The sequence below is a fragment of the Aeromicrobium sp. UC242_57 genome (genome assembly GCF_044452305.1).
Taxonomy (GTDB): domain Bacteria; phylum Actinomycetota; class Actinomycetes; order Propionibacteriales; family Nocardioidaceae; genus Aeromicrobium.
On the sequence record NZ_JBIOAM010000005.1, the window covers coordinates 925039 to 949339 of the forward strand.

The 24301-nt window shown below is 68.1% G+C and carries 28 protein-coding genes and 5 pseudogenes; 15 read left to right on the top strand and 18 right to left on the bottom strand.

What is annotated here, in order from left to right; all coding sequences use genetic code 11:
* The first annotated feature begins 63 nt into the window (after nucleotides 1-63).
* From ACHMWU_RS27335 to ACHMWU_RS27350, 4 genes are read left to right on the top strand one after another with little or no spacing between them, the layout of a single operon-like run.
* The gene (locus ACHMWU_RS27335) at nucleotides 64-351 is read left to right on the top strand and encodes a hypothetical protein (protein WP_396048655.1); all 288 of its coding nucleotides are present in this window, start codon (nucleotides 64-66) and stop codon (nucleotides 349-351) included.
* 27 nt (nucleotides 352-378) lie between these two features.
* Nucleotides 379-990 (top strand): neocarzinostatin apoprotein domain-containing protein, encoded by a 612-nt coding sequence (locus tag ACHMWU_RS27340; RefSeq protein WP_396048656.1) that lies wholly within the window; start codon nucleotides 379-381, stop codon nucleotides 988-990.
* A gap of 8 nt (nucleotides 991-998) precedes the next feature.
* Nucleotides 999-1919: a hypothetical protein gene (locus ACHMWU_RS27345; protein ID WP_396048657.1), complete on the top strand. Its 921-nt coding sequence runs from the start codon at nucleotides 999-1001 to the stop codon at nucleotides 1917-1919.
* Nucleotides 1885-2181 carry a hypothetical protein gene (locus tag ACHMWU_RS27350; protein WP_396048658.1) on the top strand — a complete coding sequence of 99 codons (297 nt, stop codon included), beginning with the start codon at nucleotides 1885-1887 and terminating at the stop codon, nucleotides 2179-2181. Before ACHMWU_RS27345 ends, ACHMWU_RS27350 begins: the two co-directional genes overlap by 35 nt.
* Before the next feature lie 80 nt (nucleotides 2182-2261).
* On the opposite strand, the gene ACHMWU_RS27355 is transcribed toward ACHMWU_RS27350, so the two are convergent.
* Nucleotides 2262-3092 (bottom strand): NAD-dependent epimerase/dehydratase family protein, encoded by an 831-nt coding sequence (locus tag ACHMWU_RS27355; protein ID WP_396049251.1) that lies wholly within the window; start codon nucleotides 3090-3092, stop codon nucleotides 2262-2264.
* 39 nt (nucleotides 3093-3131) lie between these two features.
* On the bottom strand, nucleotides 3132-3959 hold the full coding sequence (locus tag ACHMWU_RS27360) for a hypothetical protein (protein WP_396048659.1): 828 nt from the start codon (nucleotides 3957-3959) through the stop codon (nucleotides 3132-3134).
* A gap of 57 nt (nucleotides 3960-4016) precedes the next feature.
* Between ACHMWU_RS27360 and ACHMWU_RS27365 the strand changes: the two genes are divergently transcribed.
* The 5 genes from ACHMWU_RS27365 (at nucleotide 4017) to ACHMWU_RS27385 (ending at nucleotide 7122) form a co-directional block, all read left to right on the top strand.
* Nucleotides 4017-4328 (top strand): antibiotic biosynthesis monooxygenase family protein, encoded by a 312-nt coding sequence (locus ACHMWU_RS27365; RefSeq protein WP_396048660.1) that lies wholly within the window; start codon nucleotides 4017-4019, stop codon nucleotides 4326-4328.
* Complete coding sequence (locus tag ACHMWU_RS27370) at nucleotides 4325-5053, top strand: alpha/beta fold hydrolase (RefSeq protein ID WP_396048661.1); 729 nt, start codon at nucleotides 4325-4327, stop codon at nucleotides 5051-5053. Before ACHMWU_RS27365 ends, ACHMWU_RS27370 begins: the two co-directional genes overlap by 4 nt.
* Nucleotides 5050-6258: a CaiB/BaiF CoA transferase family protein gene (locus tag ACHMWU_RS27375; protein ID WP_396048662.1), complete on the top strand. Its 1209-nt coding sequence runs from the start codon at nucleotides 5050-5052 to the stop codon at nucleotides 6256-6258. Before ACHMWU_RS27370 ends, ACHMWU_RS27375 begins: the two co-directional genes overlap by 4 nt.
* Nucleotides 6258-6542 (top strand): aldolase/citrate lyase family protein, encoded by a 285-nt coding sequence (locus ACHMWU_RS27380; protein ID WP_396048663.1) that lies wholly within the window; start codon nucleotides 6258-6260, stop codon nucleotides 6540-6542. The genes ACHMWU_RS27375 and ACHMWU_RS27380 overlap by 1 nt, the downstream gene beginning before the upstream one ends.
* 115 nt (nucleotides 6543-6657) lie before the next feature.
* A complete protein-coding gene (locus tag ACHMWU_RS27385; RefSeq protein WP_396048664.1) occupies nucleotides 6658-7122 on the top strand; it encodes an aldolase/citrate lyase family protein in 465 nt (154 codons plus the stop codon).
* Between the two features lie 254 nt (nucleotides 7123-7376).
* Here the strand turns inward: ACHMWU_RS27385 and ACHMWU_RS27390 are convergent, their stop codons facing one another.
* On the bottom strand, nucleotides 7377-7736 hold the full coding sequence (locus ACHMWU_RS27390; RefSeq protein ID WP_396048665.1) for a hypothetical protein: 360 nt from the start codon (nucleotides 7734-7736) through the stop codon (nucleotides 7377-7379).
* A 2-nt stretch (nucleotides 7737-7738) separates the two neighbouring features.
* Between ACHMWU_RS27390 and ACHMWU_RS27395 the strand changes: the two genes are divergently transcribed.
* Nucleotides 7739-9265 carry an Ig-like domain-containing protein gene (locus ACHMWU_RS27395; RefSeq protein WP_396048666.1) on the top strand — a complete coding sequence of 509 codons (1527 nt, stop codon included), beginning with the start codon at nucleotides 7739-7741 and terminating at the stop codon, nucleotides 9263-9265.
* Here ACHMWU_RS27395 and ACHMWU_RS27400 read toward each other — a convergent pair.
* The 4 genes and pseudogenes from ACHMWU_RS27400 to ACHMWU_RS27415 all read right to left on the bottom strand — a co-directional run.
* Nucleotides 9171-9377 carry an SDR family NAD(P)-dependent oxidoreductase gene (locus tag ACHMWU_RS27400; RefSeq protein WP_396048667.1) on the bottom strand — a complete coding sequence of 69 codons (207 nt, stop codon included), beginning with the start codon at nucleotides 9375-9377 and terminating at the stop codon, nucleotides 9171-9173. The two genes, ACHMWU_RS27395 and ACHMWU_RS27400, sit on opposite strands and share 95 nt — an antisense overlap.
* Nucleotides 9296-9826: an SDR family NAD(P)-dependent oxidoreductase gene (locus ACHMWU_RS27405; protein WP_396048668.1), complete on the bottom strand. Its 531-nt coding sequence runs from the start codon at nucleotides 9824-9826 to the stop codon at nucleotides 9296-9298. The genes ACHMWU_RS27400 and ACHMWU_RS27405 overlap by 82 nt, the downstream gene beginning before the upstream one ends.
* The gene (locus ACHMWU_RS27410; protein ID WP_396048669.1) at nucleotides 9823-10047 is read right to left on the bottom strand and encodes a zinc-binding dehydrogenase; all 225 of its coding nucleotides are present in this window, start codon (nucleotides 10045-10047) and stop codon (nucleotides 9823-9825) included. The genes ACHMWU_RS27405 and ACHMWU_RS27410 overlap by 4 nt, the downstream gene beginning before the upstream one ends.
* Before the next feature lie 49 nt (nucleotides 10048-10096).
* A pseudogene (locus ACHMWU_RS27415) lies at nucleotides 10097-10822 on the bottom strand (MDR family NADP-dependent oxidoreductase); the annotation flags it as partial.
* 191 nt (nucleotides 10823-11013) lie between these two features.
* On the opposite strand from ACHMWU_RS27415, the gene ACHMWU_RS27420 reads away from it, so the two are divergent.
* On the top strand, nucleotides 11014-11808 hold the full coding sequence (locus tag ACHMWU_RS27420) for a hypothetical protein (protein ID WP_396048670.1): 795 nt from the start codon (nucleotides 11014-11016) through the stop codon (nucleotides 11806-11808).
* 6 nt (nucleotides 11809-11814) lie between these two features.
* On the opposite strand, the gene ACHMWU_RS27425 is transcribed toward ACHMWU_RS27420, so the two are convergent.
* Genes ACHMWU_RS27425 through ACHMWU_RS27445 form a run of 5 tightly spaced genes read right to left on the bottom strand, consistent with a single transcriptional unit; the run spans nucleotide 11815 to nucleotide 16808 of the window.
* Nucleotides 11815-12582: a dihydroorotase family protein gene (locus ACHMWU_RS27425; protein WP_396048671.1), complete on the bottom strand. Its 768-nt coding sequence runs from the start codon at nucleotides 12580-12582 to the stop codon at nucleotides 11815-11817.
* Nucleotides 12579-13286 carry a hypothetical protein gene (locus ACHMWU_RS27430; RefSeq protein WP_396048672.1) on the bottom strand — a complete coding sequence of 236 codons (708 nt, stop codon included), beginning with the start codon at nucleotides 13284-13286 and terminating at the stop codon, nucleotides 12579-12581. The genes ACHMWU_RS27425 and ACHMWU_RS27430 overlap by 4 nt, the downstream gene beginning before the upstream one ends.
* Nucleotides 13283-14725: an MmgE/PrpD family protein gene (locus tag ACHMWU_RS27435; protein ID WP_396048673.1), complete on the bottom strand. Its 1443-nt coding sequence runs from the start codon at nucleotides 14723-14725 to the stop codon at nucleotides 13283-13285. Before ACHMWU_RS27435 ends, ACHMWU_RS27430 begins: the two co-directional genes overlap by 4 nt.
* Nucleotides 14722-15591, bottom strand: a complete 870-nt coding sequence (locus ACHMWU_RS27440) for a cyclase family protein (RefSeq protein WP_396048674.1) — start codon at nucleotides 15589-15591, stop codon at nucleotides 14722-14724. Before ACHMWU_RS27440 ends, ACHMWU_RS27435 begins: the two co-directional genes overlap by 4 nt.
* A gap of 26 nt (nucleotides 15592-15617) precedes the next feature.
* Nucleotides 15618-16808 (bottom strand): CaiB/BaiF CoA transferase family protein, encoded by a 1191-nt coding sequence (locus ACHMWU_RS27445; protein WP_396048675.1) that lies wholly within the window; start codon nucleotides 16806-16808, stop codon nucleotides 15618-15620.
* A 27-nt stretch (nucleotides 16809-16835) separates the two neighbouring features.
* On the opposite strand from ACHMWU_RS27445, the pseudogene ACHMWU_RS27450 reads away from it, so the two are divergent.
* Nucleotides 16836-18130, top strand: a pseudogene (locus ACHMWU_RS27450) (FAD-dependent oxidoreductase); the annotation flags it as partial.
* A 143-nt stretch (nucleotides 18131-18273) separates the two neighbouring features.
* Here ACHMWU_RS27450 and ACHMWU_RS27455 read toward each other — a convergent pair.
* The 4 genes and pseudogenes from ACHMWU_RS27455 to ACHMWU_RS27470 all read right to left on the bottom strand — a co-directional run bounded on the left by ACHMWU_RS27455 (nucleotide 18274) and on the right by ACHMWU_RS27470 (nucleotide 21264).
* Nucleotides 18274-19350 (bottom strand): DUF1697 domain-containing protein, encoded by a 1077-nt coding sequence (locus ACHMWU_RS27455; protein ID WP_396048676.1) that lies wholly within the window; start codon nucleotides 19348-19350, stop codon nucleotides 18274-18276.
* Nucleotides 19269-19847, bottom strand: coding sequence for an NAD(P)-binding protein (locus ACHMWU_RS27460; RefSeq protein WP_396049252.1), 579 nt, complete (start codon nucleotides 19845-19847; stop codon nucleotides 19269-19271). Before ACHMWU_RS27460 ends, ACHMWU_RS27455 begins: the two co-directional genes overlap by 82 nt.
* Before the next feature lie 68 nt (nucleotides 19848-19915).
* Nucleotides 19916-20854 (bottom strand): annotated as a pseudogene (locus ACHMWU_RS27465) (2,4-dienoyl-CoA reductase FMN-binding domain-containing protein); the annotation flags it as partial.
* Nucleotides 20851-21264, bottom strand: a complete 414-nt coding sequence (locus tag ACHMWU_RS27470) for a nuclear transport factor 2 family protein (protein WP_396048677.1) — start codon at nucleotides 21262-21264, stop codon at nucleotides 20851-20853. The gene ACHMWU_RS27470 and the pseudogene ACHMWU_RS27465, both read right to left, overlap by 4 nt.
* Before the next feature lie 26 nt (nucleotides 21265-21290).
* On the opposite strand from ACHMWU_RS27470, the gene ACHMWU_RS27475 reads away from it, so the two are divergent.
* A complete protein-coding gene (locus ACHMWU_RS27475; protein ID WP_396048678.1) occupies nucleotides 21291-21533 on the top strand; it encodes an SCO4848 family membrane protein in 243 nt (80 codons plus the stop codon).
* Here ACHMWU_RS27475 and ACHMWU_RS27480 read toward each other — a convergent pair.
* Both ACHMWU_RS27480 and ACHMWU_RS27485 read right to left on the bottom strand, forming a co-directional pair.
* Nucleotides 21506-22063, bottom strand: coding sequence for a PadR family transcriptional regulator (locus ACHMWU_RS27480; protein WP_396048679.1), 558 nt, complete (start codon nucleotides 22061-22063; stop codon nucleotides 21506-21508). The two genes, ACHMWU_RS27475 and ACHMWU_RS27480, sit on opposite strands and share 28 nt — an antisense overlap.
* A 50-nt stretch (nucleotides 22064-22113) precedes the next feature.
* Nucleotides 22114-22877, bottom strand: a pseudogene (locus tag ACHMWU_RS27485) (helix-turn-helix domain-containing protein).
* A gap of 223 nt (nucleotides 22878-23100) precedes the next feature.
* On the opposite strand from ACHMWU_RS27485, the gene ACHMWU_RS27490 reads away from it, so the two are divergent.
* On the top strand, nucleotides 23101-24015 hold the full coding sequence (locus ACHMWU_RS27490) for an ABC transporter substrate-binding protein (RefSeq protein WP_396048680.1): 915 nt from the start codon (nucleotides 23101-23103) through the stop codon (nucleotides 24013-24015).
* A gap of 62 nt (nucleotides 24016-24077) precedes the next feature.
* Nucleotides 24078-24254, top strand: a pseudogene (locus tag ACHMWU_RS27495) (siderophore-interacting protein); the annotation flags it as partial.
* Nucleotides 24255-24301 lie beyond the last annotated feature (47 nt).

A 24301-nucleotide genomic window follows, 5' to 3' on the forward strand; every position in this document is an offset into this window, starting at 1 on the left:
CTCGTGTCCTGCTGCTCGACGAGCCCTCGGCCGGCATCGCGCAGAGCGAGAGCGAGCCGCTGGGTGGCTGTTGCTCGGCATCCGCCGCGGCTCGGCACCACGATGGTCGTGATCGAGCACGACCTGCCCCTGCTGTCGCACCTGTGCGATCGCATGATCGCCATGAACCTGGGCCGAGTCATCGCAGAAGGCACCCCCGACGAGGTGCGCGAGCACCCCGAGGTCGTGCGGTCCTACCTCGGCACCGACGAGAACGCCATCACCAGGTCCGCCGTCCGGACGACCGGCGTCGCCGCAGGCCTCACCACCGTCATCGACCCATTCGACATCCCGACACCGAAGATTCCCTGAGCCAGCTTGCTCGACCAAGGAGAAATCATGAGAACCACCACGGCACTCGCCAAGGCATCGGCGGCAGCGCTCGCGCTGTTCGTCGTCGCCATCTTCAGCGCATCACCGAGCTTCGCGGCGCCGTCCCTGGAGGTCAGTGCGACGACCCTGAAGGACGGCCAGACCGTGACTCTCAGCGGGTCGGGCTTCAAGCCGGGCCTCAAGCAGATCGCGGCCGGCCAGTGCATCGAGGGCTACACCGGCCCTGGTGACTGCAACCTGCAGGGTGGCGCGACGTTCCGCAACGCCGACGACAAGGGCTCCATCGGCACCTTCACGATCGTGGTGAAGGAGAAGTTCGGCGCTCACGACTGCACCAAGATCAAGTGCGTCATCGCTGCTGCGCCGCTGCCGGGTGCTGCTGACGCTGCGACGGTCTCGGCCAACCAGTCGATCATCCCGGTCACCTTTGGCGCTGCCGCTGCGGCGCCCGAGACGCCGGCACCGACCACCCCCGCGGCGACCCCTGCGGCCAGCACCGAGCTGCCGAAGACCGGTGCGAGCGACGTGCTGCCGATGGTCTTGCTGGGTGCCGGACTGTTCCTGGTCGTCGGAGCGGGCCTGCGGATCGGTCTGCGGAGCAAGGGCGGTGTGGCATGAGGACCCTGATGACCAAGCGTCTCGCTGCCGGTGCCGTCTCGGCCGCCGTGGTGGCTGTCGGGGTGACCGGCCTGAGCACGTCGCCTGCCGCTGCCGCCGCAGATCCTTTCACGGTCGAGTTCACCTGCAACACGCTGCCGTTCAACAAGCAGTTCACGTGGGAGCCGACGGTGACACCCACGTTCACGGGCTCTGGTGCGACCCAGAAGATCGTCCTGGCGATGTCTGACATGCCGGGCCTGTCGCCTGCGCCGCTGAATGGCACCATCACCGGCGCGTTGACTCTGACGGTCGGTGACGCGCCGGTCGCCGCGACTGGCAATGGAACGGCGGTCGCCGCCGGCAACGCTCCCATCCCGGTCATGCCGATGAGCGGCGACTATGCCGGCAGCACCGCTGATCCGGAGATCGAGATCACCAAGGCTGACTTCGTGGTCACGTCGTCGGGAGTCGTCGTCGACATCAACTGCGAGAAGGGTGATGACGTCGTCTTCCCGACGCCCACGCCGACTCCGACGCCGACCCCCACCCCGACGCCGACCCAGAAGCCGGAAGACGGCGAGAAGGAGGGTGTCCCCGCGGAGGGGACGGCGAAGTTCACGTGCACCCTGGAGACGCTCGGAAGTCCGTTCACCTACGATCCCAAGGTCACGATGTCGGGTTCGCGGGCGAAGGCTGGTGACAGCAAGGTAAACCTGCGAGCGACCTTCACCGACATCCCGGGCCTCGCTCCGCTGCCGATCGAGAACGGCACCATGAAGATCAACGCTTCGGCCTTGATCGGCGGCAAGAAGGTCAACTTCTCGAGCACGTCGACGGTCAATGTGGCGACCAAGGCCAAGGTCCCGGTGCCGACGCTGAAGTCGTCGATCACGACCGACGAGGACGCTGTCGGTGGAGATCACCGCGTTCAAGTTCGACTTCGGTGAGATGGCGGGCTTGCAGATCTACTCCGACTGCAGTGGTGGCGGGAAGATCGGCACCATGACGGTCGGCATCGGTGATGACAATGATGGCTCGGATGATGACGACGACAACAGCAACAGCAATGCGACCTCAGCTGACACCTTGCCCAAGACGGGTGCTGGTGCACCGTTGATGATGATCGGTCTCTGGTCGAGCGCCTTCGTTCTGCTGGCTGCAGCGCTCCTGCTGTTCTTGCCGCGCCGCGGACGTCAGACAGGTGCCTGACACCGGCTGACCTACCAACGAAGAAGCCCTCCCTCGGCCGCCAGGCCGGGGGAGGGCTTCTTCGTGTCAGCAGCGTTGCGTCAGCTGTGTCGGTCAGCGCAGTGCTGCCAGGGCGGGGTCGAACGACTGCGTGGCCTGGAAGCCCGTCGCGGCCAGTCTCTCCACCGAGATCGGTGACGAAGGTGAGGCGATCTCGTCGCGGTAGTCGAGCGGGGGAGCCCCTGCTCGGCCGAGAGCGTGTCGAAGAGCCGAGCGTTGGTCGGCGGCACTTCGGCATGCGTCAGGTTGAACACTCCGGCGAGCTCGTCCTGGACCGCGTGCACGACGGCTGCTGCCGCGTCGTCGACGTGCAGCCGGTACAGCAGCGCTGCGCCCGAGAACGGCACCGAGCCGCCGAGATACTTGTGTGCCATGGCGACCTTCTCGGCGACCGGGGGATCGCCAGGACCGAAGATGTCGCCGCAGCGCAGGATCGCGGCCTGGTCGCCGGCCTGGGAGTAGGTGCGCTCCATGGCCAGGAAGTTGCTCGGGCTGGGATCCGACGATGTGGTGACGGGCGAGGACTCATCGATCTCGGTCAGGTGGTTGGCAGCATTGCCGTAGACCGAGAGCGACGACAGCGAGACCAGCCGGCTGTCGGGTCCGGCTGCCGCCACGATGTTCTCGGCTGTCCTGACCAGGACGTCGTGATACGTCTTGGCACGACCCTCTGCCGTCATGGATCCCTGGGCCGAAGGCCCTGCGGTGATGACCACAGCATCCTTGTCGGCCACGGCGGCTGCGACGCTGTCGGCATCGGATCCGCGCAGGACGACGGCTCGTCCGAACCGTTCCTTGAGCGTCGCGACCTTCTCCTCGCTGGTCGCGGTCACCGTGACCTCGTGGCCGAGCTGCGGCCAGCTGGGTCGCAGCGGCCGATCCGACGAAGCCGGCTCCGATCACGAGGACCTTCACGGCGAGTTTCCGTCGATCTCGGCGATCTGGGCGAGACCGGCCCGGACGGCGACGAGCTCGTCGACCCGCTCGGCACCGAGGAATCGCTTGGACAGCTCGTTCATCGGGTCGAGGGTGTAGCCGTAGGTGCGGACGGCGTGGTCGCGCTTGCGCAGCGCGGCCCGCTCGGCCTCGGGGACGGGCTGCGCCTCGGCGACCCACTGCAGCCAGGTGTCGACCCGCTGGTGCACGGCGGCGCGGAGGGTCTCCACGACGTCGTCGGTGCGGTCGGCCACGTAGGAGTTGCCGAGCGGCGACAGGTAGGCGCGCATGTAGGTGCCGTGGCTGACCGACCAGGTGAAGCGGTCGTCGCCGCGCAGCGCGAGCCACGAGTCGTTCTGCGAGTCGTAGTAGCGGTCGAGGTGCTCGATGTCGGTCATCAGGTCGCGGCGCGGCACGAGGTCGCTGAAGTGGAAGATGTTGGGGATCGTGCCGAACACGATGACGAGGTGGGGCACGTCGATGTGCGGACCCAGCCACACCTGCAGGTTCATGTCGAGGATCGAGGCGCTGCGGTTGCCGATCCAGGAGTGGACGAGCCATTCGGCGCCCTGGTCCGGATCGCCTGTGTAGGTGTTGAGCGACCCTTCGTAGCCGCCGTCGTCGGTGGTCCACGAACCGAGACCTGCGCTGGACGCGTGGGGCTCGACGGGAAGGACCGCCGTGATCTTGTCCTTTGCCTCGCTCAGGATGTCCCAGAACTGCTGCCACAGGTCGTGGCTGTCGACGTCGGGCGCATCGGCGAGGAACTCAGGAATGGTCTTTGTCTGGTTGCTGCTACTCATTGGATGAGACTATCCATATATGATCTATGATGCTAGGAGATTGCGATGATCATTGTGGTGAGTCAGGCCCGGACGAAACCGGGTGAAGAGCACGCGCGTGGATACATCGCGCTCAACGAGGAGTTCGGACGGTTCTTCCGGGACCATCCCGGGTTTCGTGGCCGCCGGTTGGTGCGCGGGATCGAGGATCCGCAGCACTTCACCCACCTGCGCTTCTTCGACAAGGTCGAGAGCTACGAGGAATGCACCCGCGCCGAGGGCTATGTCGCCCACACCGAGGCGATGTACCAGCACCTCGAGCCCTACGACTCCTATCCACGCGAGTACCTCGAGGTCGTCCTCGACGAACCGGATCCGAGCCTGTCGTGACGACCTTCGTGCTCGTGCACGGCGCCTTCCGGGGTGGCTGGGCCTGGTCGCGCGTCCGGCCGCTGCTGATCGCTGCGGGGCACGACGTCCACGCTCCCAGCCTGGTCGGCGCGGGTGAGCACATCGGCCAGCTCTCCGAGGTGACCGGGCTGCAGGTGTGGGTAGACCAGGTCACGCGTCTCATCGAGCTCGAGGACCTGGCTGAGGTCGTCCTCGTGGGGCACAGCCAGGGGGGCCTGGTCACCAGTGCGGTGGCCGCCCGCATCCCCGCCAGGATCGCCTCCGTGGTGCACCTCGATGCCGCGGTGCCAGCGCCTGGAGAGCGCGCGATCGACCTGTTTCCCTCCACCGACGTGCTCCCGCCTCGCGATGGGAGCGTTCCGTCGCAGCCAGCGACCACAGCGTCCGGCGAGTACGACGAAGCAACCGTCACCTGGCTCAATGACCGGCTGACGCCGAGCCCGGTCGGACCGGCGCTCGATCCGGTTCCGGCAGTGCCGACGGGGGTGCGCGAGACCTTCGTGTTCTGCGCTCGCACGCCCCACGGCTACCCCTCCCGTGCCACCCGGGCACGCGTCGAGGCGGCCGGTGTCGTGCCCGTCGTGATCGACGCCGGGCACGACGCCCCGATCTCAGCGCCCGCGGCCGTCGCGCAGGCGCTGCTGAAGCAAGCACCACAGCCTCTGTCCATGCACAACACCAGCTCGTCAGGAGCCACCCCGTGAAGCCCTTGGAAGACGTCCGGATCATCTCGCTCGAGCAGTACGGTGCAGGGCCGTTCGGGAGCGTGCACCTTGCCGACCTCGGCGCCGAGGTCATCAAGATCGAGGACCCGCGCGTCGGCGGCGACGTCGGACGCTACGTCCCGCCGTACGCCGAGGACGAGGACTCGCTGTTCTTCGAGACCTTCAACCGGAACAAGAAGAGCCTCTCGCTCGACATCACGACCCCGGCCGGACGAGAGGTGTTCGAGGAGCTCGTGCGCAACGCAGACGTCGTCTACTCGAACCTGCGCGGCGACGTGCCGGAGAAGATCGGGATCACGTACGAGCAGCTCAAGCACCTCAATCCGGCGATCGTCTGCTGCTCGTTGACCGGCTTCGGGATGACCGGACCGCGCCAGAAGGAACCGGGGTACGACTACATCCTGCAGGGTCTGGCCGGGTGGATGGACCTGACCGGCGAGCCCGATGGGCCGCCGACCAAGTCGGGGCTGTCGCTCGTCGACTTCTCCGGCGGCTACGTTGCAGCACTGGCCTTGCTGTCCGGCCTGCACGCCGCGCGCCGCGACGGAATCGGGATGGACTGCGACGTCAGCCTCTACGACACGGCGATGTCGATGCTCACCTACCCCGCCACGTGGCACCTCAACGCCGACTACACCCCGGCCCGCACGAGCCACTCTGCCCATCCTTCGCTGGTTCCGTTCCAGGCGTTCGAGGCGGCGGACGGTTGGTTCGTCGTCGGCTGCGCGAAGGAGAAGTTCTGGACGCGGCTGGCCGGCGTGGTCGGGCATCCGGAATGGGCCGGCGTTGGCTCGCGGTACGAGACGTTCGCTCTGCGGCAGCAGCACCAGGCCGAGCTGATCGGTCATCTCGAGGAGATCTTCCGGACCAGGAAGGTCGACGAGTGGCTCGGCGAGCTCTACCCCGCCGGGGTGCCATGCGGGCCGATCAACGACGTGGCGGCAGCACTGGAAGAGCCGCACACGATCGCGCGTCAGCTGCTCGTCGAGACGGAGCACCCGCGCTACGGCACGGTCACCCAGCTGGCCTCGCCGGTACGTGTCGGGACGCAGCCCCCGGAGTACGTGCGAGCGCCGCAGCGCAACGAGCACTTCCACGAGGTGCTGCGCGACGTGGCCGGTTTCGACGACGCCAAGATCGCCGAGCTCAAGGCAACCGGCGCATTCGGTCCGGCGGAGGCGTGATGACGGTCTCTGACACGACTGACACGATGCGGCTCGCGCGCTCGGCGCTGTACGTCCCGGGTGACGTGCCCGACAAGCTCCGCAGCGCCATCGACCGAGGCGCCGACGAGCTGATCGTCGATCTCGAGGACGCTGTCCTGCCCGAGCGCAAGGACCTGGCCCGTGACATCGTCGTGGCTGGCTGGACGGACTGCCTGCCACCGACGTCGGGGTGTGGGTGCGGGTCAATCCAGGCGCGGCGGGGCTGGTCGACATCCGCGCGATCTGCGGCGCAGCAGGGCTGACCGGCGTGGTCCTGGCCAAGGCCGAGTCGGCCGATGACGTCGCCGCGGCTGCGGCTGTGCTCGACGGCTCGGATCGCGGGCACGCATCGTCCCGCTGCTGGAGAGTGGAGCAGCAGTGCTGCGGGCGGCCGAGATCGCCGCAGCCCCCCGGGTCCACCGGCTCCAGGTGGGCGAGGCGGATCTGCGGGCAGATCTGGGTGTCACGCTCGGGCCGGACGAGCGAGAGCTCCTGTGGGTGCGATCGCAGATCGTGGTGACCTCCGCGGCGGCTGGTATTGCCCCGCCGATCGCCCCGGTCTCGACCGACTTCCGCGACCTCGACGCGCTGAGGGCGTCGACCGAAGCGCTGGCGCGGCTCGGATTCGTCGGACGAGCCTGCATCCACCCGGCCCAGGTGGCGGTCGTCAACGACGTGTTCACCCCGAGCGCAGAAGCGATCGCGGAGGCCGAGGAGGTGCTGGCCGCCTTGGCCGCAGCCGGTAGCGGCGTGGCAGTCGACAGCCGTGGCCGGATGCTCGACGAGGCGGTGGCACGTCAGGCCCGGCGAGTGCTGGCTCGAAAGTTCACACAGTCGTTATAGAAAACCGTGTTAAAACAATCGGATATCGTATATTCTCATCGGTGAGACCTAGGCCACACTCGTTCGGAGTGCGGTCCCTGAGGAGGAAACATGCGTTTTGGAAAGATTGCTGGCGTCACAGCCGGCGCCCTCGTTGCGAGTGCGCTGAGCGTGCCCGCCTTCATGGGAACCGCCCACGCGGCGACAACCAGTGCGTCCGTGGCGGTGAACCAGGACTGCACGGTGGTGTCCAGTGGCAACACCATGGCAACGGCCTACACCCAGTCGTTGACGATCTCCGCTGACGGGACTGCGGTGTCAGTTCCGGCCAGCTCGTCGGGCGTGCTGCACAACGGTGCAAGCGGTGCGACTTTCCCGACCTTCAAGATGGAGACCATCACCCTGACGGTCAACGCCACCGTCAACGGCGAGCCCGTTGTGCTGAGCGGCACGACGACCCGAGCCAGCGGCGCTGGTGTGGCGCTCAGCGACCCGCTCGCGCTGCCTGCCCTGACCGGCACCCGCACCGGCACGGCTGACGTCACCGCGGCCACCGTGACCAGCGTTGCTATCAACGGCACCTTGCGCGTTCCGTACGGTCCTCCCGGCGGCTCCGCCGCTCCCGTCGCCTTCACGTGTGGTGCGGCTCAGGGACAGCCAGATCAAGCAGGCGCTGCAGTGCACCTTCGGCACGTTCTCGTTCACGTACCCCGCGGTGATCAAGACTCGTACGTCCCCGAAGATCGCCCGGATCGAGTCGATCACGGGCTTCCAGTCCGGCATGCCGGCATTCGTCCCCGTCTCCAAGATCGTCGACAACTTCAACGTCACGGTCGCGGGTACGCCTCTCGTGGCCAAGGGAGTCACCTCCTTCGATCCTGCTGCACCGGGCAACCAGAGCTTCGTGCTGCCGTTGGCGTACGCCGGACGTACCGGTGTCTCCGACGTCGCGACCTCCGACGTGAAGGTCACTGGCGCGACGCTGGTGATGACGTCAGGCGATACCGACAACACGGTCGACTGCGTCACGACCGGCTGGCCGACCGTGACGACGCTTGCTGCTACCTCACCGGTGGCCGCACAGGTCAACCTGGTCGCGTCGATCGACGACGTCGACGCCGTTGGCACCGTGCAGTTCAAGAAGGGCGCGGCCGTCGTGGCCACGTCTCCTGTCGTTGCTGGCAGCGCCACCGCAGAGCTGACCGACGTCTCGGCCGGTACCTACTCGTACACCGCTGAGTTCGTTCCGACCGACCCGGCCGCCTACAAGACGTCGACGTCGACGGCCACGAGCGTCACGGTCGCGGCTACACAGCCCTGCATCGACGCCCAGACGGCGCTGGCTGCAGCAACGGCTGCAGTCACCAATGCGACCAAGGCTGCCAGCACCGCGACGGCTGCCGTGAAGACGGCTACGACCAAGGTCACCGCCGCCACGAAGGCGTCGACGAAGGCGTCCAAGGCTGCCACCAAGGCGTCCAAGGCCTACACGAAGGCGTCCAAGGCTGCTAAGAAGGCCAAGAGCAAGTCGGCCAAGGCCAAGGCGAAGAAGGCGCTGGCGAAGGCCAAGAAGGCCAACACCAAGGCCAAGAAGGCCAAGTCCTCGGCCAGCAGCAAGCTGAAGACGGCCAAGTCGCAGCTTCGCCACGGCCAAGAGCAAGTCGGCCACCGCCAACGAGCAAGCTGGCGTCGGCCAAGGCGACGGCTGTTGCCGCACAGAACGCGGTCAACGCGAACTGCTGATCGCTTGACACAGTCGGTGCCCCGGTCCTCTTCGGAGGGCCGGGGCACTGCTTTGTCTCGGCACGGTGGTCTATCAACCTCGTGGGACCGTTTGAGGTTGTTGAGCCACCTCTCCCGGAAGAGTTGCCGATCCACCGCGCACCGGATGAGGATGCGCGGTGGACCCGCAGGGTGGAGATCAGAGGCCGTAGCGACTCAGGACGTCGTGCTTCTTGGCGTAGCCCGGGGTCATGAACCGCTTGGCGAGACGCCCGCTCGTCAGCCAGGCGATCTCGTCGCCGTTCTTGGTGCTGGCGAGCATCCGCGAGGCGAGCTCGGGGGCGACGTCATCGACGTGATCGGTGAGGATGTTCAGGATCCGGCGCTGGCTCTGCACGCTCTCGGGATCGGCAAGCTGCCTCGCGCAACCAGCCTTCCGTGATCAGGATCCCGGGCCGGACCTGGCCGACCGTCACGCCGGTGCCGTCGACCTCCTTGACCAGGGCCCTCGTGAACATGTCGAGACCGCGCTTGGTGGCGCCGTACACGCCCATGTTGGCGCGGGTCTTGCCGTCGCTGCCACCACCGAGCACGTTGAACAGCTGCCGCCGCCCTGTGCCGTCATCCCGCGCACGGCCGCCTGGGTGCTGAAGATCGTGCCCAGCATGTTGGTCGTGACCATGGCGCGCACGGCGTCCGGGGTCGTGTCGACGATGGGATTGGTGGTGTGGGCGACGCCCGCGTTGTTGATCCAGATGTCGACCCGGCCGAGCTCTGCGACGGCGAAGCTCCACAGCGCGGTCGTTGCGTCGGGATCGCTGACGTCGACGGCGCGGCCGAGGACGCGTCCTGCGCCCGGCGTCTCGGTGAGGGATGCGACGGCGGCGTTGACCGCCGCGTCGGTGCGTCCCGTCACCACGACGTGATGCCCCTGGGCGCGGAACCCGCGGGCCAGCGCGAAGCCGAGCCCCTTGGTGCTTCCGGTGATCACGATGGTGTTCATGACTGCTCCTGATGGGTGACCTCGACGACGACCTTGCCGCGGTTGCGGCCAGACATGAGTGCGGCGAAGGCCTCACCGGCGTGCTCGAGGCCGATCCATCGGTCCTCCAGCGCCGTGACGTGGCCTTCCTTGATCAGCACGCCTGTCCGGTGGACGTGTTCGGCGGCGAGGTCGTGGTGGTCGTAGACGACCATCCCGTAGGTCGTCGCGCGGGCTGCCATCAGCGCGCCGGCGCGGACTCGGGTCGGGGGGAGCTCCGTTGCTCTGGTCGATCAGTCCGCACAGCGAGACCCTTGCGCCGATCGCGAGGTGCTCGATGACCCCGTCGAGGGTCTGCTGGTCGCCCATGTGCAGGTATCCGTCGATCCGGTCGGGGCACGCCTCGCGGAGGTGGCTGAGCCAGCTCGGGTCGGTACGGACGACGACCTCGTCATAGCCGAGCTCGCGAGCGAGATCCGCCTTGTCGGTGCTGCCCACGATCGCGACGGTGCGGGCTCCTGCGAGCCGGGCCAGCTGGCCGGAGAGGGAGCCGACCCCGCCGGTCGCCGAGGGAATGACGACCGTGTCGCCGATCTGCGGGCGCAGGTGGCGGACGTGTGCGGCGTAGGCGGTCAGGCCGGGCATTCCGAGGATGCCGAGGGTCGCCGAGGACGGAACGCCGGTCGGCACTCTGTTCTCCTGCACCTGGGTGGCAGGCAGGACTGCGTGCGCCCGCCAGCCGGTCTCGGCGAGCACCGGTGTGCCGATGGCGAGGTGGGGTGAGCGGGAGTCGATCACGACACCGACGGCCCGGCCGGGCATCACGTCGCCGGGGCCGACGGGGGGCTCGTCCAGGTGGCCGGCCGCCAGCAGCGACCGCAGATAGGGATCGAGTGAGAGCACGTCAGTGCGGACCAGGACGTCTCCGTCGGCCAGCTGGGGGACTGGTTCCTCGCAGACCGTGAAGTGATCGGCGGTCGGGATGCCGTCGGGGGTGGCGGCAACAGTGACCGCGATCGTGGTTTTCGGGCCTCTGACCGGTCATGCCGATATCATATAGGAATGACGGTGTCGCGGGTCTATGGTCCACTGATCTCAGTGTCGGACGTGATCGGACACGCCACGCTCTTCGCCGACGTCTTCGGCATGGATCCGCCGGGGTCGGCGACCTCACGGCGGATCAGACCCTGGCCCTGCTCGGTGCCGAGGTGCCCACCGGACTCACCGTCATGCGCACACCAGGGGTCGAGGCCGGGGTGCTGCTGTGCCGCTTCGAGACGCAGGGGCCAGAGACCGCGCCGATCCGGGACGAACACACCCGCATCCACCGCGACGCATTCCGGGTCGTCGACTTCTACGCCCCCGACTTCGATGCCGCAGTGCAGCATGCGCGCGAGGCAGGCTTCCCGATGGCGACGTCGGAGGCGTCGTACCAGCTCGCCGAGGGCAGCTTCCGCGAGGCGCATCACGCTGGCGACGACGGTGTCGTGGTGGCCCTGCTCAGCGGACCCGCAGACTTCTTCGTCGATTTTGCCGAGGTGCGAGACCGGGTGGTCAGCGAACCGGTCAGCATCTCGCTGCCGCTCAGCGACGCGGCACCGACCATCGGCTGGTACGCCGAGGTCTTCGGCTGGGAGGTCGTCTACACCTACGACTTCGCCGACACGTCATTCTCCGAGCTGATGCAGGTGGAGCACGAGCTGCGCGTGCGGTCCAGCACCATCGGTCCGAGTCGGCAGCAGACGTACGTCAACATCGTCGACTACGGACTTGCAGCCGACCAGGGCGGCTCATTGCTCGGGCAGGCCGTCGCACCACGTCGAGGGCTGCTCGGCCTGGTGGTGCTCACCGACGACCTCGATGACGTCATCGGCCGAGCCGGCGGGAGTGCCGGCCCGGCCGAGACGGTCGAGCTTGCGCCCTTCGGACGTTGCAGGATGAGCGTGCTGGTGCCGCCGTGCGCGACTCCGCACCTCGTCATCGAGCGCCGAGGGGAGCTGTGAAAGGGATCAGCGTGAGGCGGGACGGGACAGGAAGATGCCGGCCGGTGCAGCGTCGGTGACGACGCCTTCGGTCATGATCTGCTGACCCCGCAGGAACGTGTCGGTCACCTTGGCGGTGGGCTCGGCGCCCTCGAACGGCGTGTACTCCTGGGTCGAGAGGGAGTCCTCGGCCCGCACGGTCCAGGTCTGGTCGACGTCGACCAGGGCGATGTCAGCGTCGAGACCGACCTGGATGGCGCCCTTGCGTCCGCCGAGCCCGTACCGCTGGGCGGGGTTGGTCGAGGTGAGCTCGGCGATCCGGCCGAACGGCAGGCCACGCTTGCTGCCCTCGCTGACCATGCCAGCGAGCAGGTACTCCGCCCCGCCGAAACCGGACTTGGCCAAGAACACGTCGTCCTTGGGCTCACCGAACTTCAGCTCTTCCTTGCAGCACGCGTGATCCGAGACGACCCAGTCGATCTTGCCGTCGATCAGGTACTCCCACAGCGCCTCGACGTCCTCGCGGGGGCGCAGCGGCGGGTTGACCTTGCCGCCCACGCCGTGCGCGGTGTCGCAGTCAGCGAGCAGGTGGCCGACGGTGACCTCGCGGCGGAAGTCGATGTGCGGGAACGCGGCGGCCATCGTCAACGCCGCCTCGACGGCCTTGCGTGACGTCAGGTGCAGCAGGTTGATCGTGGGCAGCTGCGTCTCGTGCGCCAGGTACGACGCGATCGTGACGGCGAGGCCCTCGGAGTGCGGCGGGCGTGACGCCGAGTAGGCCGGCAGACCCGTCAAGAGCCCTCTTCCTCCACGATCTTGGTGTACGCGGCCATGATCTCGGCCGTCTCGCAGTGCAGGGACAGCGAGATCTGGTCGGCGAACTCGGGGTTCTCCTCGCGCGCCTTCTGGATCCCGCGCATCACGAACTCGAAGTGCGCGTAGTCGTAGCGCTCGCCCTCGGGCGTCATCAGGAACGACGACTGGTCGGTGCTGCGGCCGTGCAGTCCGTGGCTGCCGTAGAACATGAACACCTTGAACGAGGTCACACCGTGGTCGGCGACCAGGGAAGGAATCTCCGCGATGTGCTCCTTGCTCATCGGGGCCAGGTGGTAGGCGTAGTCGATCGTGGCGTTGCCATCGGTCTGTGCCAGCACCTCGGGGAAGAAGTCGGCGTACGGACCGCCCTTGTTGAGGTAGTACTGGCCGGTGCGCATGTACGACAGCGAGGTGGTCACGCCGCCCTGCGCCGACGCGCGCGACTCGGTCCGGACGTCGACCGGCAGTGGGTTGTAGATGCCCCAGTGCTGGTGCGCGTCCACGACGCCGGGGAAGGCGACCTTGCCGCCGGCATCGACGACCCGGTCGGCCGAGTCGGCCGGGATGCCGGCCTCGATCTGGGCGAAACGGCCGTCCTTGACGGCAATGTCGACCGTCTGGGGCTCGTCGTGACCGGGCAGCACCGCCCGGACGTTGGTGATCAGGACATCGAACTGGCTCACTGGGAGTCTCCTTGGCGGGTGATGGTGGACAGCGGCTTGAGCACCGACGCCAGGTCGGAAGCCAGGTGCAGGGCGAGGACGTCGTCGCGGACAGCGGCGGCGACCTCGTCGGTGAGGCGACCTGCGACGTTGTCGCGGAACTTGGTCGCGAGCTCGTCGTCGGACAAGGGGCGGGCCGGACCTCCGCGGTTGGCCAGCACCTCCTCGACGATGACCTCGCCCGACGTCGTGGTGACGGTGACGACGGCGGGGAACTGGAACGGGTAGATCTCGTCACAGACGTCGCTGGCGACGACACTGACCTTCGCCATCAGGGCCCGACGGGCCGGGTCCTGCGCGAGCTCGTCGCTGTAGTCGTCGAGGGCCGTGCCCAGCCCGCCCCCGCCGAACAGACCGGCGGCGAAGGCGAAGGGACCGGAGAACTGGGCCTGGTACCCGGTCTCGGGGGTGCGCTTGACCTCGATCGGCTCACCGATCGTCCGCACTGTCGATCCGGCGACGCCGACAACGACCTCGGCGACCTGGTCTGGTGTGAGACCGCGCTCGCGCAGGGCTCGACCGGCGTCGACCGTCGTGTGGGTGAAGTGGTTGGCGGGGTAGGGCTTGAAGAAGATCCCCGGCACCGACCATTCGTCTCCGAGGCCCGTGGTGATGGCCTCGGGGAAGAACTGTCCGTGGAGCCAGGCCTCGAAGAAGCCGAACCGGCCCTCCAGCACGGTCGGCGGACCGGTGAATCCCCGACGGACGAGCTGGGCTGCCGTCACGCCCGCCTGGGCGGCCAGCCCGCAGTGCAGGCGCTTGACGGTTCCACCGGTGCGGTTCGCCTCGATGATTCCCGACGCCATCGACGCGGTCAGGCCCAGGGAGTCGGTGATGCCCTTCTCGTCGAGCCCGTAGACGATCGCTGCGGCAACCGCAGAGCCCATCGCTCCGGTGATCGAGGTGGCGTGCTGGCCGTGCTCGAAGAAGACCGAGTTGCCGAGCCCGGAGTCGTAGCCGGCCATGCCGAGACGGACCGCCACCTCGAGGCCGACGGCAATCGCGCGTACCGTCAGCTCGCCCGATGCCCCGGCGTGCTCGGCAGCGGCGAGCGTGGCCGGCACGACGGAGGCGCTGGGGTGCAGCACCGACGGCAGGTGGGTGTCGTCGTAGTCGAGCGAGTGGGCGAGCACGCCGTTGGCGAAGGCAGCCTGGGCCGCCGTGACGCGGGTCGCCTCGCCGACGATCGTGGCCTGGGGGTGACCGCCCTGGTCGAGCACGTGCCCGATCGCGGCGGCGCTGGTGGGCAGCCGGTGGGCGGCGACGCACAGCCCGAGCACGTCGAGGGTGCGCTGGCCGACCGAGGTGACGACCTCGTCCGGGATGCCGTGGGTGGCTGCGTCGACCGCGAAGGCGGCGAGCTGCTGGGCCAGGGTGCGCTCGTCGTCCACGGAGGTCATGCTCCGACCACCGCCAGAGGGCGGACCGGCGATCCGGTGGCGCCGAACAGCGGCAACGGAGACAGCACGAACAAGAACTCGCGGACGCCTGCCGCGGCGAGGCCTTCGAGATCGAGCGTCTCCATGATGTAGATGCCGCGCTCGACCAGCAGCACGCGGTGCGCGGGCAGCAGGCCGTGGCCTGCGCCGGGCGCGAGGCGTTCGAAGGCGATCGTGTCGGCGCCCGCGGCGTGGATGTCACGAGCGGCCAACCAGGTGGCGCCTGCTTCGCCGACACCGGGGACACCGGTGCTGAGGCCACGGAACGTGTCGCCGTCGCCGTTGTCGAAGTGCTGGCCCCAGCCGGAACGGATCAGCACGACGTCGCCGGCGTCGATCCGCGTGTCCTGGGCGGCGAGGGTCGTCTCGAGGTGCTCGACGGTGATCTCCTGGCCGGCTTCGAGACGGTCGACGCCGAGGGCAGCCGGTACGTCGAGCAGCACGCCGCGACGCACCATCGGGGCGATCGTGTGGACGCCGAGCCGGGCGTAGCGGCCACCTTCGAGGGCGTCGTCGGCGTCCAGCCCGCCGTACAGCTTTCCGTCCTGGGAGACGTGCGCCAGCGCATCGATGTGGGTGCCGACGTGGGTGCCCATCGAGATCATGTCGTTGGCGGCCGAACCGCCGTCGGCACGCACCATGTCGCCGTGACGGCGGGGGAGCGAGTGCCAGTAGGCCGGATGGTTCGGCGACTGGGGCATGCCGACGGTCAGCAGCCGGCCGAGGTCGTGCACCGCGAGGCCGGCGGCAGCGGCGGCCAGCAGCTGGGCAGTGGTCTGGTCGCCCGTGCTGGGCTGACTGGTGCTGGGCTGGTGTGTGCTGGGCATGGTTCTGCGGTCCTCGGGGTCGGGGGTCAGCGGATGATGTTGCGTTCGCGAAGTGAGGTGAGGTCGTCGTCGGCGAGACCGAGGGTCGTGAGGATCTCGTCGGTGTCCTCGCCGTGGTCGCGACCGGTGAAGCGGATCTCGCCCGGGGTCTTCGACATCCGCCACATCACGTTGTGCTGCAGCAGGGGCCCGAAGTCGGAGTCGTCGACCTCGACCAACATCTCGGTCTCCCGGATGTGGGGGTCTTCGACGATGTCTCGCGCGCTGTAGACCGGGGCGATGGCGGCGCCGGCCTCGGTGAACGCGGCGACGACCTCGTCCCGGGTGCGGGCTGCGATCCAGGAGCCGACCATGTCGTCGAGCAGGTCGGCGTGGGCGGCCCTGCTGTGACCGGCGGCGAACCAGGGCTCGTCGATGACTTCGGGATGTCCCACCAGGTGCATGACGCGTTCGGCGATGGCCTGGGCGCTGGTGGAGACGGCGACCCAGTGGTCGTCGCTGGTGCGGTAGGCGTTGCGCGGTGCGTTGTTGGTCGAGCGGTTCCCGTGACGCATGCCGATGTCGCCGGTCTGCTGGTAGACCGTGGGTCCGGGTCCGACGGCGGTCATGATCGGGTCGAGCAGGTTGAGGTCGATGACCTGCCCCTGGCCTCCGTTGCGCTCGCGGGCGAACAGCGCCATCGACACCGCTGACGATGCGGCGATGCCGGCGATCGAGTCGGCCAGTCCGAAGGCCGGGAGGGTGGGCGGTCCGTCAGGCTGTCCGGTGAGGTGGGCGAAGCCGCTCATGGCCTCTGCCAAGGTGCCGAATCCGGCGCGCGATGCGTAGGGGCCGGTCTGTCCGAACCCGGTGATGCGGACGAGGATCAGTCCGGGATTGAGCGCCTGCAGCACGTCGGGGCCCACTCCCCAGCGTTCGAGCGTTCCGGGCCGGAAGTTCTCGACGACGACATCGCTCTGGGCTGCGAGGGCGCGAAAGATGTCGGCTCCGTCCTCGGTGCTGAGGCTCAGGCCGATCGTTCGCTTGTTGCGGGCGATCTCCTTCCACCAGATCGGGACGCCGTCCTTGGCGGGGCCGTGGCCGCGCATCCCGTCGCCTGCCGTGGGGTGCTCGATCTTGATCACGTCGGCACCGAAGTCGCCGAGCACCTGGCAGGCGAGCGGGCCGGCCAGGATCGTCGAGGCATCGAGGACGCGAACGCCGTTCAGGGGACCCATGACCAAGATCATATATTATCTACGACCATGGTCGATGTTGATGTGGTGATCGTGGGTGCGGGGGCTGCAGGGCTCGCGTGTGCGCTCCATGCCGCGCAGGCTGGGGCATCGGTCCTGCTGGTCGAGAAGGACCGACAGCTCGGCGGCACGCTCCACCTGAGTGGAGGCCACCTCGCGGCGGGCGGCACCCGGCGACAGCACGAGCGCGGCGTCGACGACTCCGCCGCCGCCCATCTCGACGACGTCCGTCGGATCAGCCGCGGAACGGCTCGCGCAGATCTGGTCGAGTCGTCACGAGTCACGCCGCCGCCACCGTCGACTGGCTCACCGAGAACGGCTTCGCCTTCGACCCCGAGACGCCGCGCATCGTGTACGGCCACGAGCCCTATACGACGGCCCGCACCGTCTACGGCGTCGACGAGGGGATCTCGATCCTCACGGTCCTCACCCAGCAGCTCGAACGGGTCCAGGCGAGTGCGGACCTCGACGTGTGGCTCGGCGCCGCCGTCACGGGCCTGCTCACTGCCGACGACGGCCAGGTCACCGGGATCAGCGTCCTGAGATCAGGCCAGGAGATCGAGGTCGGTGCAGGATGTGTCGTGCTGGCCACCGGTGGCTATGCCGCCGATCCCGAGCTCTTCCTCCAGCTGGAGGGCGTTCCCTTGGTCTCGGCGGGAGCACGCACCTCGACCGGCGACGGCATCCACCTGGGACGTTCGATCGGGGCAGCGATGCAGGGGGCGGGAACGTACCTGCCGACCTTCGGCGGCCTGCCCGACCCGGTCTCTCCCGGACGGGCCAACTGGCACGACCGGCAGCGGTTGACCAGCGAGCGTCCGCCGTGGGAGATCTACGTCGACAGGGACGGTCGGCGGTGGGTCGCCGAGGACGAGGAATCGATCGACGACAAGGAGCGCGCCCTGGTCGGAGTGCCCGACCAGGTGTTCTGGACGGTGTTCGACGATGTCGCGTTGAGGGCAGCCAGCGGTGGACTTCGTCAGATCGTGGTCGGCCGTGAGCCCGACGAGGTGCGAGCGATGGCGAACACCCGGCCCGGCGTGCACGCGGCCGACTCGGTGGAGGCGCTGGCCGAGCTGGCCGGCATCGATGCGGCAGGCCTGATGGCCACGGTGGCGTCGTACAACCGGGCGGTCGCGGTCGGGCTCGACGAGCAGTTCGGCCGCACCCACCTGCCTGCCCCGATCGTGCAGGGACCGTTCTACGCGCTGCGCAATCACGCCATCACGCTCGTGACGTTCCAGGGCCTCGACATCGACGCCGACTGCGCCGTGCGGTCCGAGGACGGCGGCGTGATCCCGGGGCTGTACGCCGTGGGCGAGGTCATCGGCGCGGGTGCCACCTGCGGCAACAGCTTTTGCTCGGGGATGCTGCTGACCCCTGCGCTCACGCTCGGGCGGCTGCTGGGCGAGCGCTTGGGGGCGCGGGAGCGCCGCGACCGGCTGAGTCAGCCAGCCAGCTCGATCAGCTTCTTGACCGTGTTGAGGTTGCGGGCGGTGCCGGGGACACCCAGGGCGCGGCCGATGGAGTCGGACTTCATCGCGGGTCGACCTGCCCCGTTGGCGTAGCGGATGTGCAGCTCGCTGCCGATGACCTGCCAGTCGTCGTCGAAGGTCTCGTAGGTCTCGGCCTTGGCGATCGCCGCCGCCGTCGGCGCGCCGGTCAAGAACGAGACGTAGGAGTACTTCGGCTCGATGACCTCGAACGGATGCGCGGCCAGCGCGGCGCGCACCTGCTCGGGCGTCCGCGAGATGACCTCGCGGAAGAAGCCGAACCGCTTCTCGTTGGCCTGTTCCAGAGCGCGGTCGAACGTCGCCGGATCACCCGGCACGTCCGCGACGAGGTTGCCCGACGCGATGTAGGTCGACACGTCGGTCGCACCAAGATCGCTCGCGATCTCCCGGAGGTCGGCCATCGGCAGCTTCGCGCCGCCGACGTTGACAGCCCGCAGCAAGATGATCCGAACGCTCATACGTCCAGTATCCCCGCTCAGAGGGTGGCAGCGCTCCGTGGCCTGCTTGATGGCGCGCTTGGCGTCGAGCTCGGCGGCGACGTCGGCTCCTCCGATGACGTGGACGGGCTTGCCCAGGGCTTGCAGAGGTTCGATCAGGTCGCGCACCGACTCCTGGCCCGTGCACAGGACGACCGTCTCGACGTCGAGCACCCGCGACTCCGAGACCTCTTCCTTCGAGCCGGCCTTGCCTGTCGTCACCGTGATGTGCAGGCCGTCGTCGTCGATCCGGTCGTAGGTGGCGCCCTTGATCATCGTGACTCCGGAGTCCTTGAGGGTCTGGCGGTGCACCCACCCGGACGTCTTGCCGAGACCCTTGCCGAGCTCGGTGGACTTGCGCTGCAGCAGGTACACCTCACGGGTCGGCGGCGCCTTGACCTTCGTCGCGAGACCGCCGCGCTCGAGAGCCGGATCGGTCACGCCCCAGCGAGTCATCCAGTGCTCCAACGACTCGTCTGGCTCGTGCAGCAGGAACTCTGAGACGTCGAAGCCGATGCCACCGGCGCCGACCACGGCAACGGTGCGGCCGACGGTGACCTGGCCGCGGATGACCTGCTGGTAGTCGACGACCTTGGGATGGTCGACGCCGGGGGATCGTCGGGATGCGCGGCACGACGCCGGACGCGATGACGACTTCGTCGAAACCGGCCAGCTCGTCGACGCCGACCCGCGTGTCGAGGTGCAGCTTGACGCCGTTGATCTCGAGCTGGCGGGGAGAAGTAGCGGATCGTCTCCTTGAACTCCTCCTTGCCGGGGATCTGCATGGCCAGCCTGAACTGGCCGCCGACCTCGGGCAGGGCCTCGAACAGCTCGACGGCGTGGCCCCGTCCCGACAGCTCGGCCGCAGCGGCGAGACCGGCCGGCCCGGCACCGACCACGGCGACCTTCTTGGTCGTGCGGGTGGGGAGAGGATCAGTGTCGTCTCGTGGCCCGCGCGCGGATTGACCATGCAGGTCGCGCGCTTGTTGACGAACGTGTGGTCGAGGCACGCCTGGTTGCAGGCGATGCACGTGTTGATCTCGTCGGCACGATCCTCGGCTGCCTTCTGCACGAAGAACGGGTCGGCCAGGAGCGGACGAGCCATCGAGATCAGGTCTGCCTGGCCCGACGCGATGATCTCCTCGCCGACCTCCGGGGTGTTGATCCGGTTGGAGGCCACGACCGGCACGGAGACCTCGGCCTTGAGCTTGCCGGTGACCCACGAGAATGCTCCGCGCGGCACCGACGTGACGATCGTGGGGATGCGGGCCTCGTGCCAGCCGATGCCGGTGTTGATGATCGAGACGCCAGCCGCCTCGACCCGTCGGGCCAGCTCGACGGTCTCGTCCCAGTCCTGGGCGTCGTCGACCAGGTCGAGGAGCGACATCCGGTACATCACGATGAAGTCGTCGCCGACGGCCTGGCGCACCCGGTCGACGATCTCGACCGGGAAGCGCATCCGGTTCTCGGCGCTGCCGCCCCACCGATCGGTGCGGTTGTTGGTGCGGGCGGTCAGCATCTGGTTGATCAGATAGCCCTCCGATCCCATGATCTCGACACCGTCGTAGCCGGCCCGGCGGGCCAGCACGGCGGACGCCGCGAAGTCGTCGACCGTGCGATCGACCTCTTTCGTCGACATCGCCTTGGGGCGCCCGAACGGCGTGATCGGTGACTTGATGGTGGACGCGCCGCGCTTGAACGGGTGATAGCCGTACCGTCCGGCGTGCAGCAGCTGCATCACGATCTTGCCGTCGTGCTGGTGGACCGCGTCGGTGACGAGGCGGTGCTTGTCGGCAAACCGCTTCGACGTCATCTGCGAACCCATCGGCAACAGCCAGCCGTGCCAGTTGGGGGCGTAGCCGCCCGTCACCGACAACGCGACGCCGCCCTTGGCGCGTTCGCCGAAGTAGGCCGCGAGCTCGGGCAGGTGCTTGGCCCGGTCTTCGAGACCGGTGTGCATCGAGCCCATGATGACGCGGTTGCGCAGCGTCGTGTGGCCGAGGTCGAGCGGTGCCAGCAAGTGGGGGTAGGAGGTCATCGGCTTGCCTCTCCACTCAGCGCGGCGACGGCTTCTGCCTGGATCTGCGGGAACTGCGCACCCATCGCGGCAGCGAGGGCATTGGCCGCCGACAGCGGTCGCACCATGACGGTGAACTCGCAGATCTTGCCTTCGTCGTCGGTGCGGATCAGATCGATTCCGTTCAGGCTCGTGCCGTCGACGAACGTCTCGAAGATCAAGGCGGAGCCATGTCCATCGGCATCGGCGAGCTCGCGGACGTACGTGAAGTCGGTGAACACCCGTCCGACGCCGCGCAGGATCGCTGCGACGATCGCCTTGCCCTCGTAGGGCTTGAAGGCGACGGGGCTGCGGAACACGACATCGTCGGCCAGCAGATCTTCCAGTCCGGCGAAGTCACCTGCCTCGACCAAGGCGCGAAACTCTTTCATGGAGACTCCTGTGGTGGGATGGGGTCGTGATCTCGAAGACTGCAGCCAGGTTCCTGGTGCTGGCCGGTGTGTTCAACGTGGTGATCTGGCCGCGGTTCGCCAAGGCGATCGTCGATGACGACCGCGCGTGGGCGGGCGAGCACTGGCACAGCACCCCGCAAGCGTTCTTCTGGGTGCACGCAGTGCTGATCACGACGGCGATCGTGATCGGACTGGGCGTGCTGTACGTCGGCGTGAAGGCTCATCGTTCGGCCTCGTCCGCGGGCTGAGGACTCAGCCGCGACAAGATCTCGTCGCACCAGACGATGCCGGTCTGCTCGGCCAGGATGCCGCCTCGCAGGGTCAGCCAGCCGCCGAGCTCCTCGTGGGTCAGGTTGTCGGGATCGGGGTAGTACTTGGCCGCGCTGTCGAGGTAGTACGCCAGCTTGGTCTCGTGGGCGCGGCGCCTGACGTGGACGTCGTCGATGATCGCGAGGCTGTCACCGAACTGCAGGGCCCTGATCTTGACGGCGAACTCGCTGCGGAGCGGCTCGACGGGGGTGGACTTGGCGGTCCAGGTCGCCAGCTCGTCGCGGCCGTCTGAGGTGATGGCGTAGACCTTCTTGTCGGGTCGCCCGTCTTGCAGGACGACCTCGGAGGCGACCAGCCCGTCACCCTCCATCCGCCCGAGCACCTTGTAGATCTGCTGGTGGCTGGCCTTCCAGAAGTGACCGATCGAGGCATCGAACCGGCGGGCGAGATCGTAGCCGGACGCTGACTTCTCGGCGAGGGAGACGAGGATCGCATGTTCGAGTGCCATGTCGGTGAGGCTACTATGCAACTCGATGCAGTGCAATCAGCATCGGGGATTCAGGAGACGGGAGCGCGCCTGAGCTCCCCGGGTGTGCAGCCGAACTGCTGGGTGAAGGCCACGATGAACGCCGACGCGCTGGAGTAGCCGCTGCGTCGGGCCACGGTGCCGACGGGTGCATGTGCAGCAGGACCCGTGCCGCGTCGAGCCGCAGGCGGGTCCTCCACTGCGAGAACGACATGCCGTACTCGCGCACGAAGTCACGCTGGAGCGTCTTGGCGCTGACGTGCTGGTAGGCCGCCCACGACTCGAGCGAGCGACGGTCGCCCGGATCACGCGACAGCCGCGCGCGATCGCCCGTGCGGCGCCACGTCCGGCCCCGAGCCCGGTCGTCGGGCTGGACGCCTCGAGGGTGGTCAGTCCTGCGAGGATGCCGCTGCGGGCAGCGAGGGCTCGCCGCTCGCTCTGCCCGGGACGGGCGATCTGCTCCACCAGCTGTTGTGCCTCGGAGCCGATCGCGATCGCGCCGACGTGCACTCCGACCAGTCCGGCTGGCACCTCGCGCAGGCACACCCGGTAGACGAGCTGCCCTTCGCTTGCGTGCACGTCGTGCGAGATCGTGCGCTCGGCCCAGAACGCCTCCCCGGGACCCACGAACCGGGCCGTGCCGTCGTGCATCGTCGACAGCATCCCGTCGGGCGACCAGTAGAGCTGGTGCAGGAAGTCCTGTCGCGTCCCGCCGAACTCCAGCCACCTCGAGGCTCGGTACTTGAGCACCAGGATGCCGTCGGGCAGGCCGAGGCCGTAGCCGTACTCCTCGCACCAGATCGGGTCGGGCGACTCATGTCCTGGAACCGTCACCAGGTGTCCTCTCATCGACATCGGTCGGCAGTTCGGTAAGGCTACCCTGACCACGGCGTCGCGCGGAAGCGACACCAGCACCTGAACCCCCACTGGAGGAACACCCATGTCCCGACGTTTGTCCTGGCGCCTTGCCGGTGCCGCCGCTCTCTCGCTCGCGCTGCTGAGCGGCTGTGGCTCGGACGGTGGCGACGAGGCCGAAGCATCCGACACCCGCACGTTCACCGCAGACAACGGCAAGGTCGAGATCCCCGACCGATCCCGAGCGGGTCATCGCCACCGGCTACGCCGTGCCTGCCCTGATCGAGGCCGACGCCGCTCTGGTCGGCATCTCGGAATGGTCCCGGGGCATTCCGCTGATGACCGACGAGGACGTCACGGCCTACGAGGGCCTGGAGAAGGTCGCCGGGGAGACGGCGGCCTCGACCAACTACGAGGCGATCGCCAACCTCAAGCCCGACCTGATCGTGCTGGGCGTTCCTCAGCCGGCGCTCGTCGACATCGACATGGACCGGCTGGAGTCGATCGCCCCCGTCGTGACACTCGGTCCGGCGCTGCCGTCGGCGTGGCGCGGCTTCTCGCAGAAGCAGTCCGACGCCGCCAACCGGCTCGACAGGTTCGACGAGGCGAAGACGGCGTACGAGGCGAAGGCCAAGGAGCTCAAGGACAAGTACGCCGAGGTGCTCGCCGACCTCGACTTCGGACACCTCGGCGCCTACGGCGACGTGAGCGCCGGCAACTTCCAGCGGGAGTTCCCCGGGTCGTGGGGCACCAACATCGCGTCCGACATCGGCGTCAACTTCTACGGCGAGGTCAAGGAGAGCGGTCCTGGCAGTGCGGCGGTCAGCGAGTACCCCTCGATCGAGGAACTGCCGAAGAGCCTCGGTGACGCAGATGTCATCACGTACTCGCTGGAGACCGACGGAACGGTCGGCGAGTCGGTCAAGTACGTCATGGACTCGCCGCTGTGGAAGAACCTCCCGGCGGTCAAGGACAAGCAGGTCTTCGCCTTCAAGTTCACCGAGGCTGCGACGTACACCGAGGCGATGAAGACGCTCGACGAGATCGACTCGGCGCTCCAGCCGCTGCTCGACCAGTAGGGCATCGCCGCGTGAACGCAGAACGCACCGATCCGCAGTCCCGTGTCGCGCTCCACCACCAGGTGGGGCGCGGCACGGCCCGCATCGGCTACCCCATCGGAATCCGTCACCTGAGTGTCATCCGCCGTTCTCAGCTCACGCCGCGGCTGCTCCGGCTGACGCTGGGCGGACCGGACCTCGACGGATTTCACACCTACCAGGCCGACGACCACGTCAGGATCGTGCTCGCCGATCCCGACGGCACTCTGCGGGCACCGACGCCGAACGATCACGACGACTCGACTGG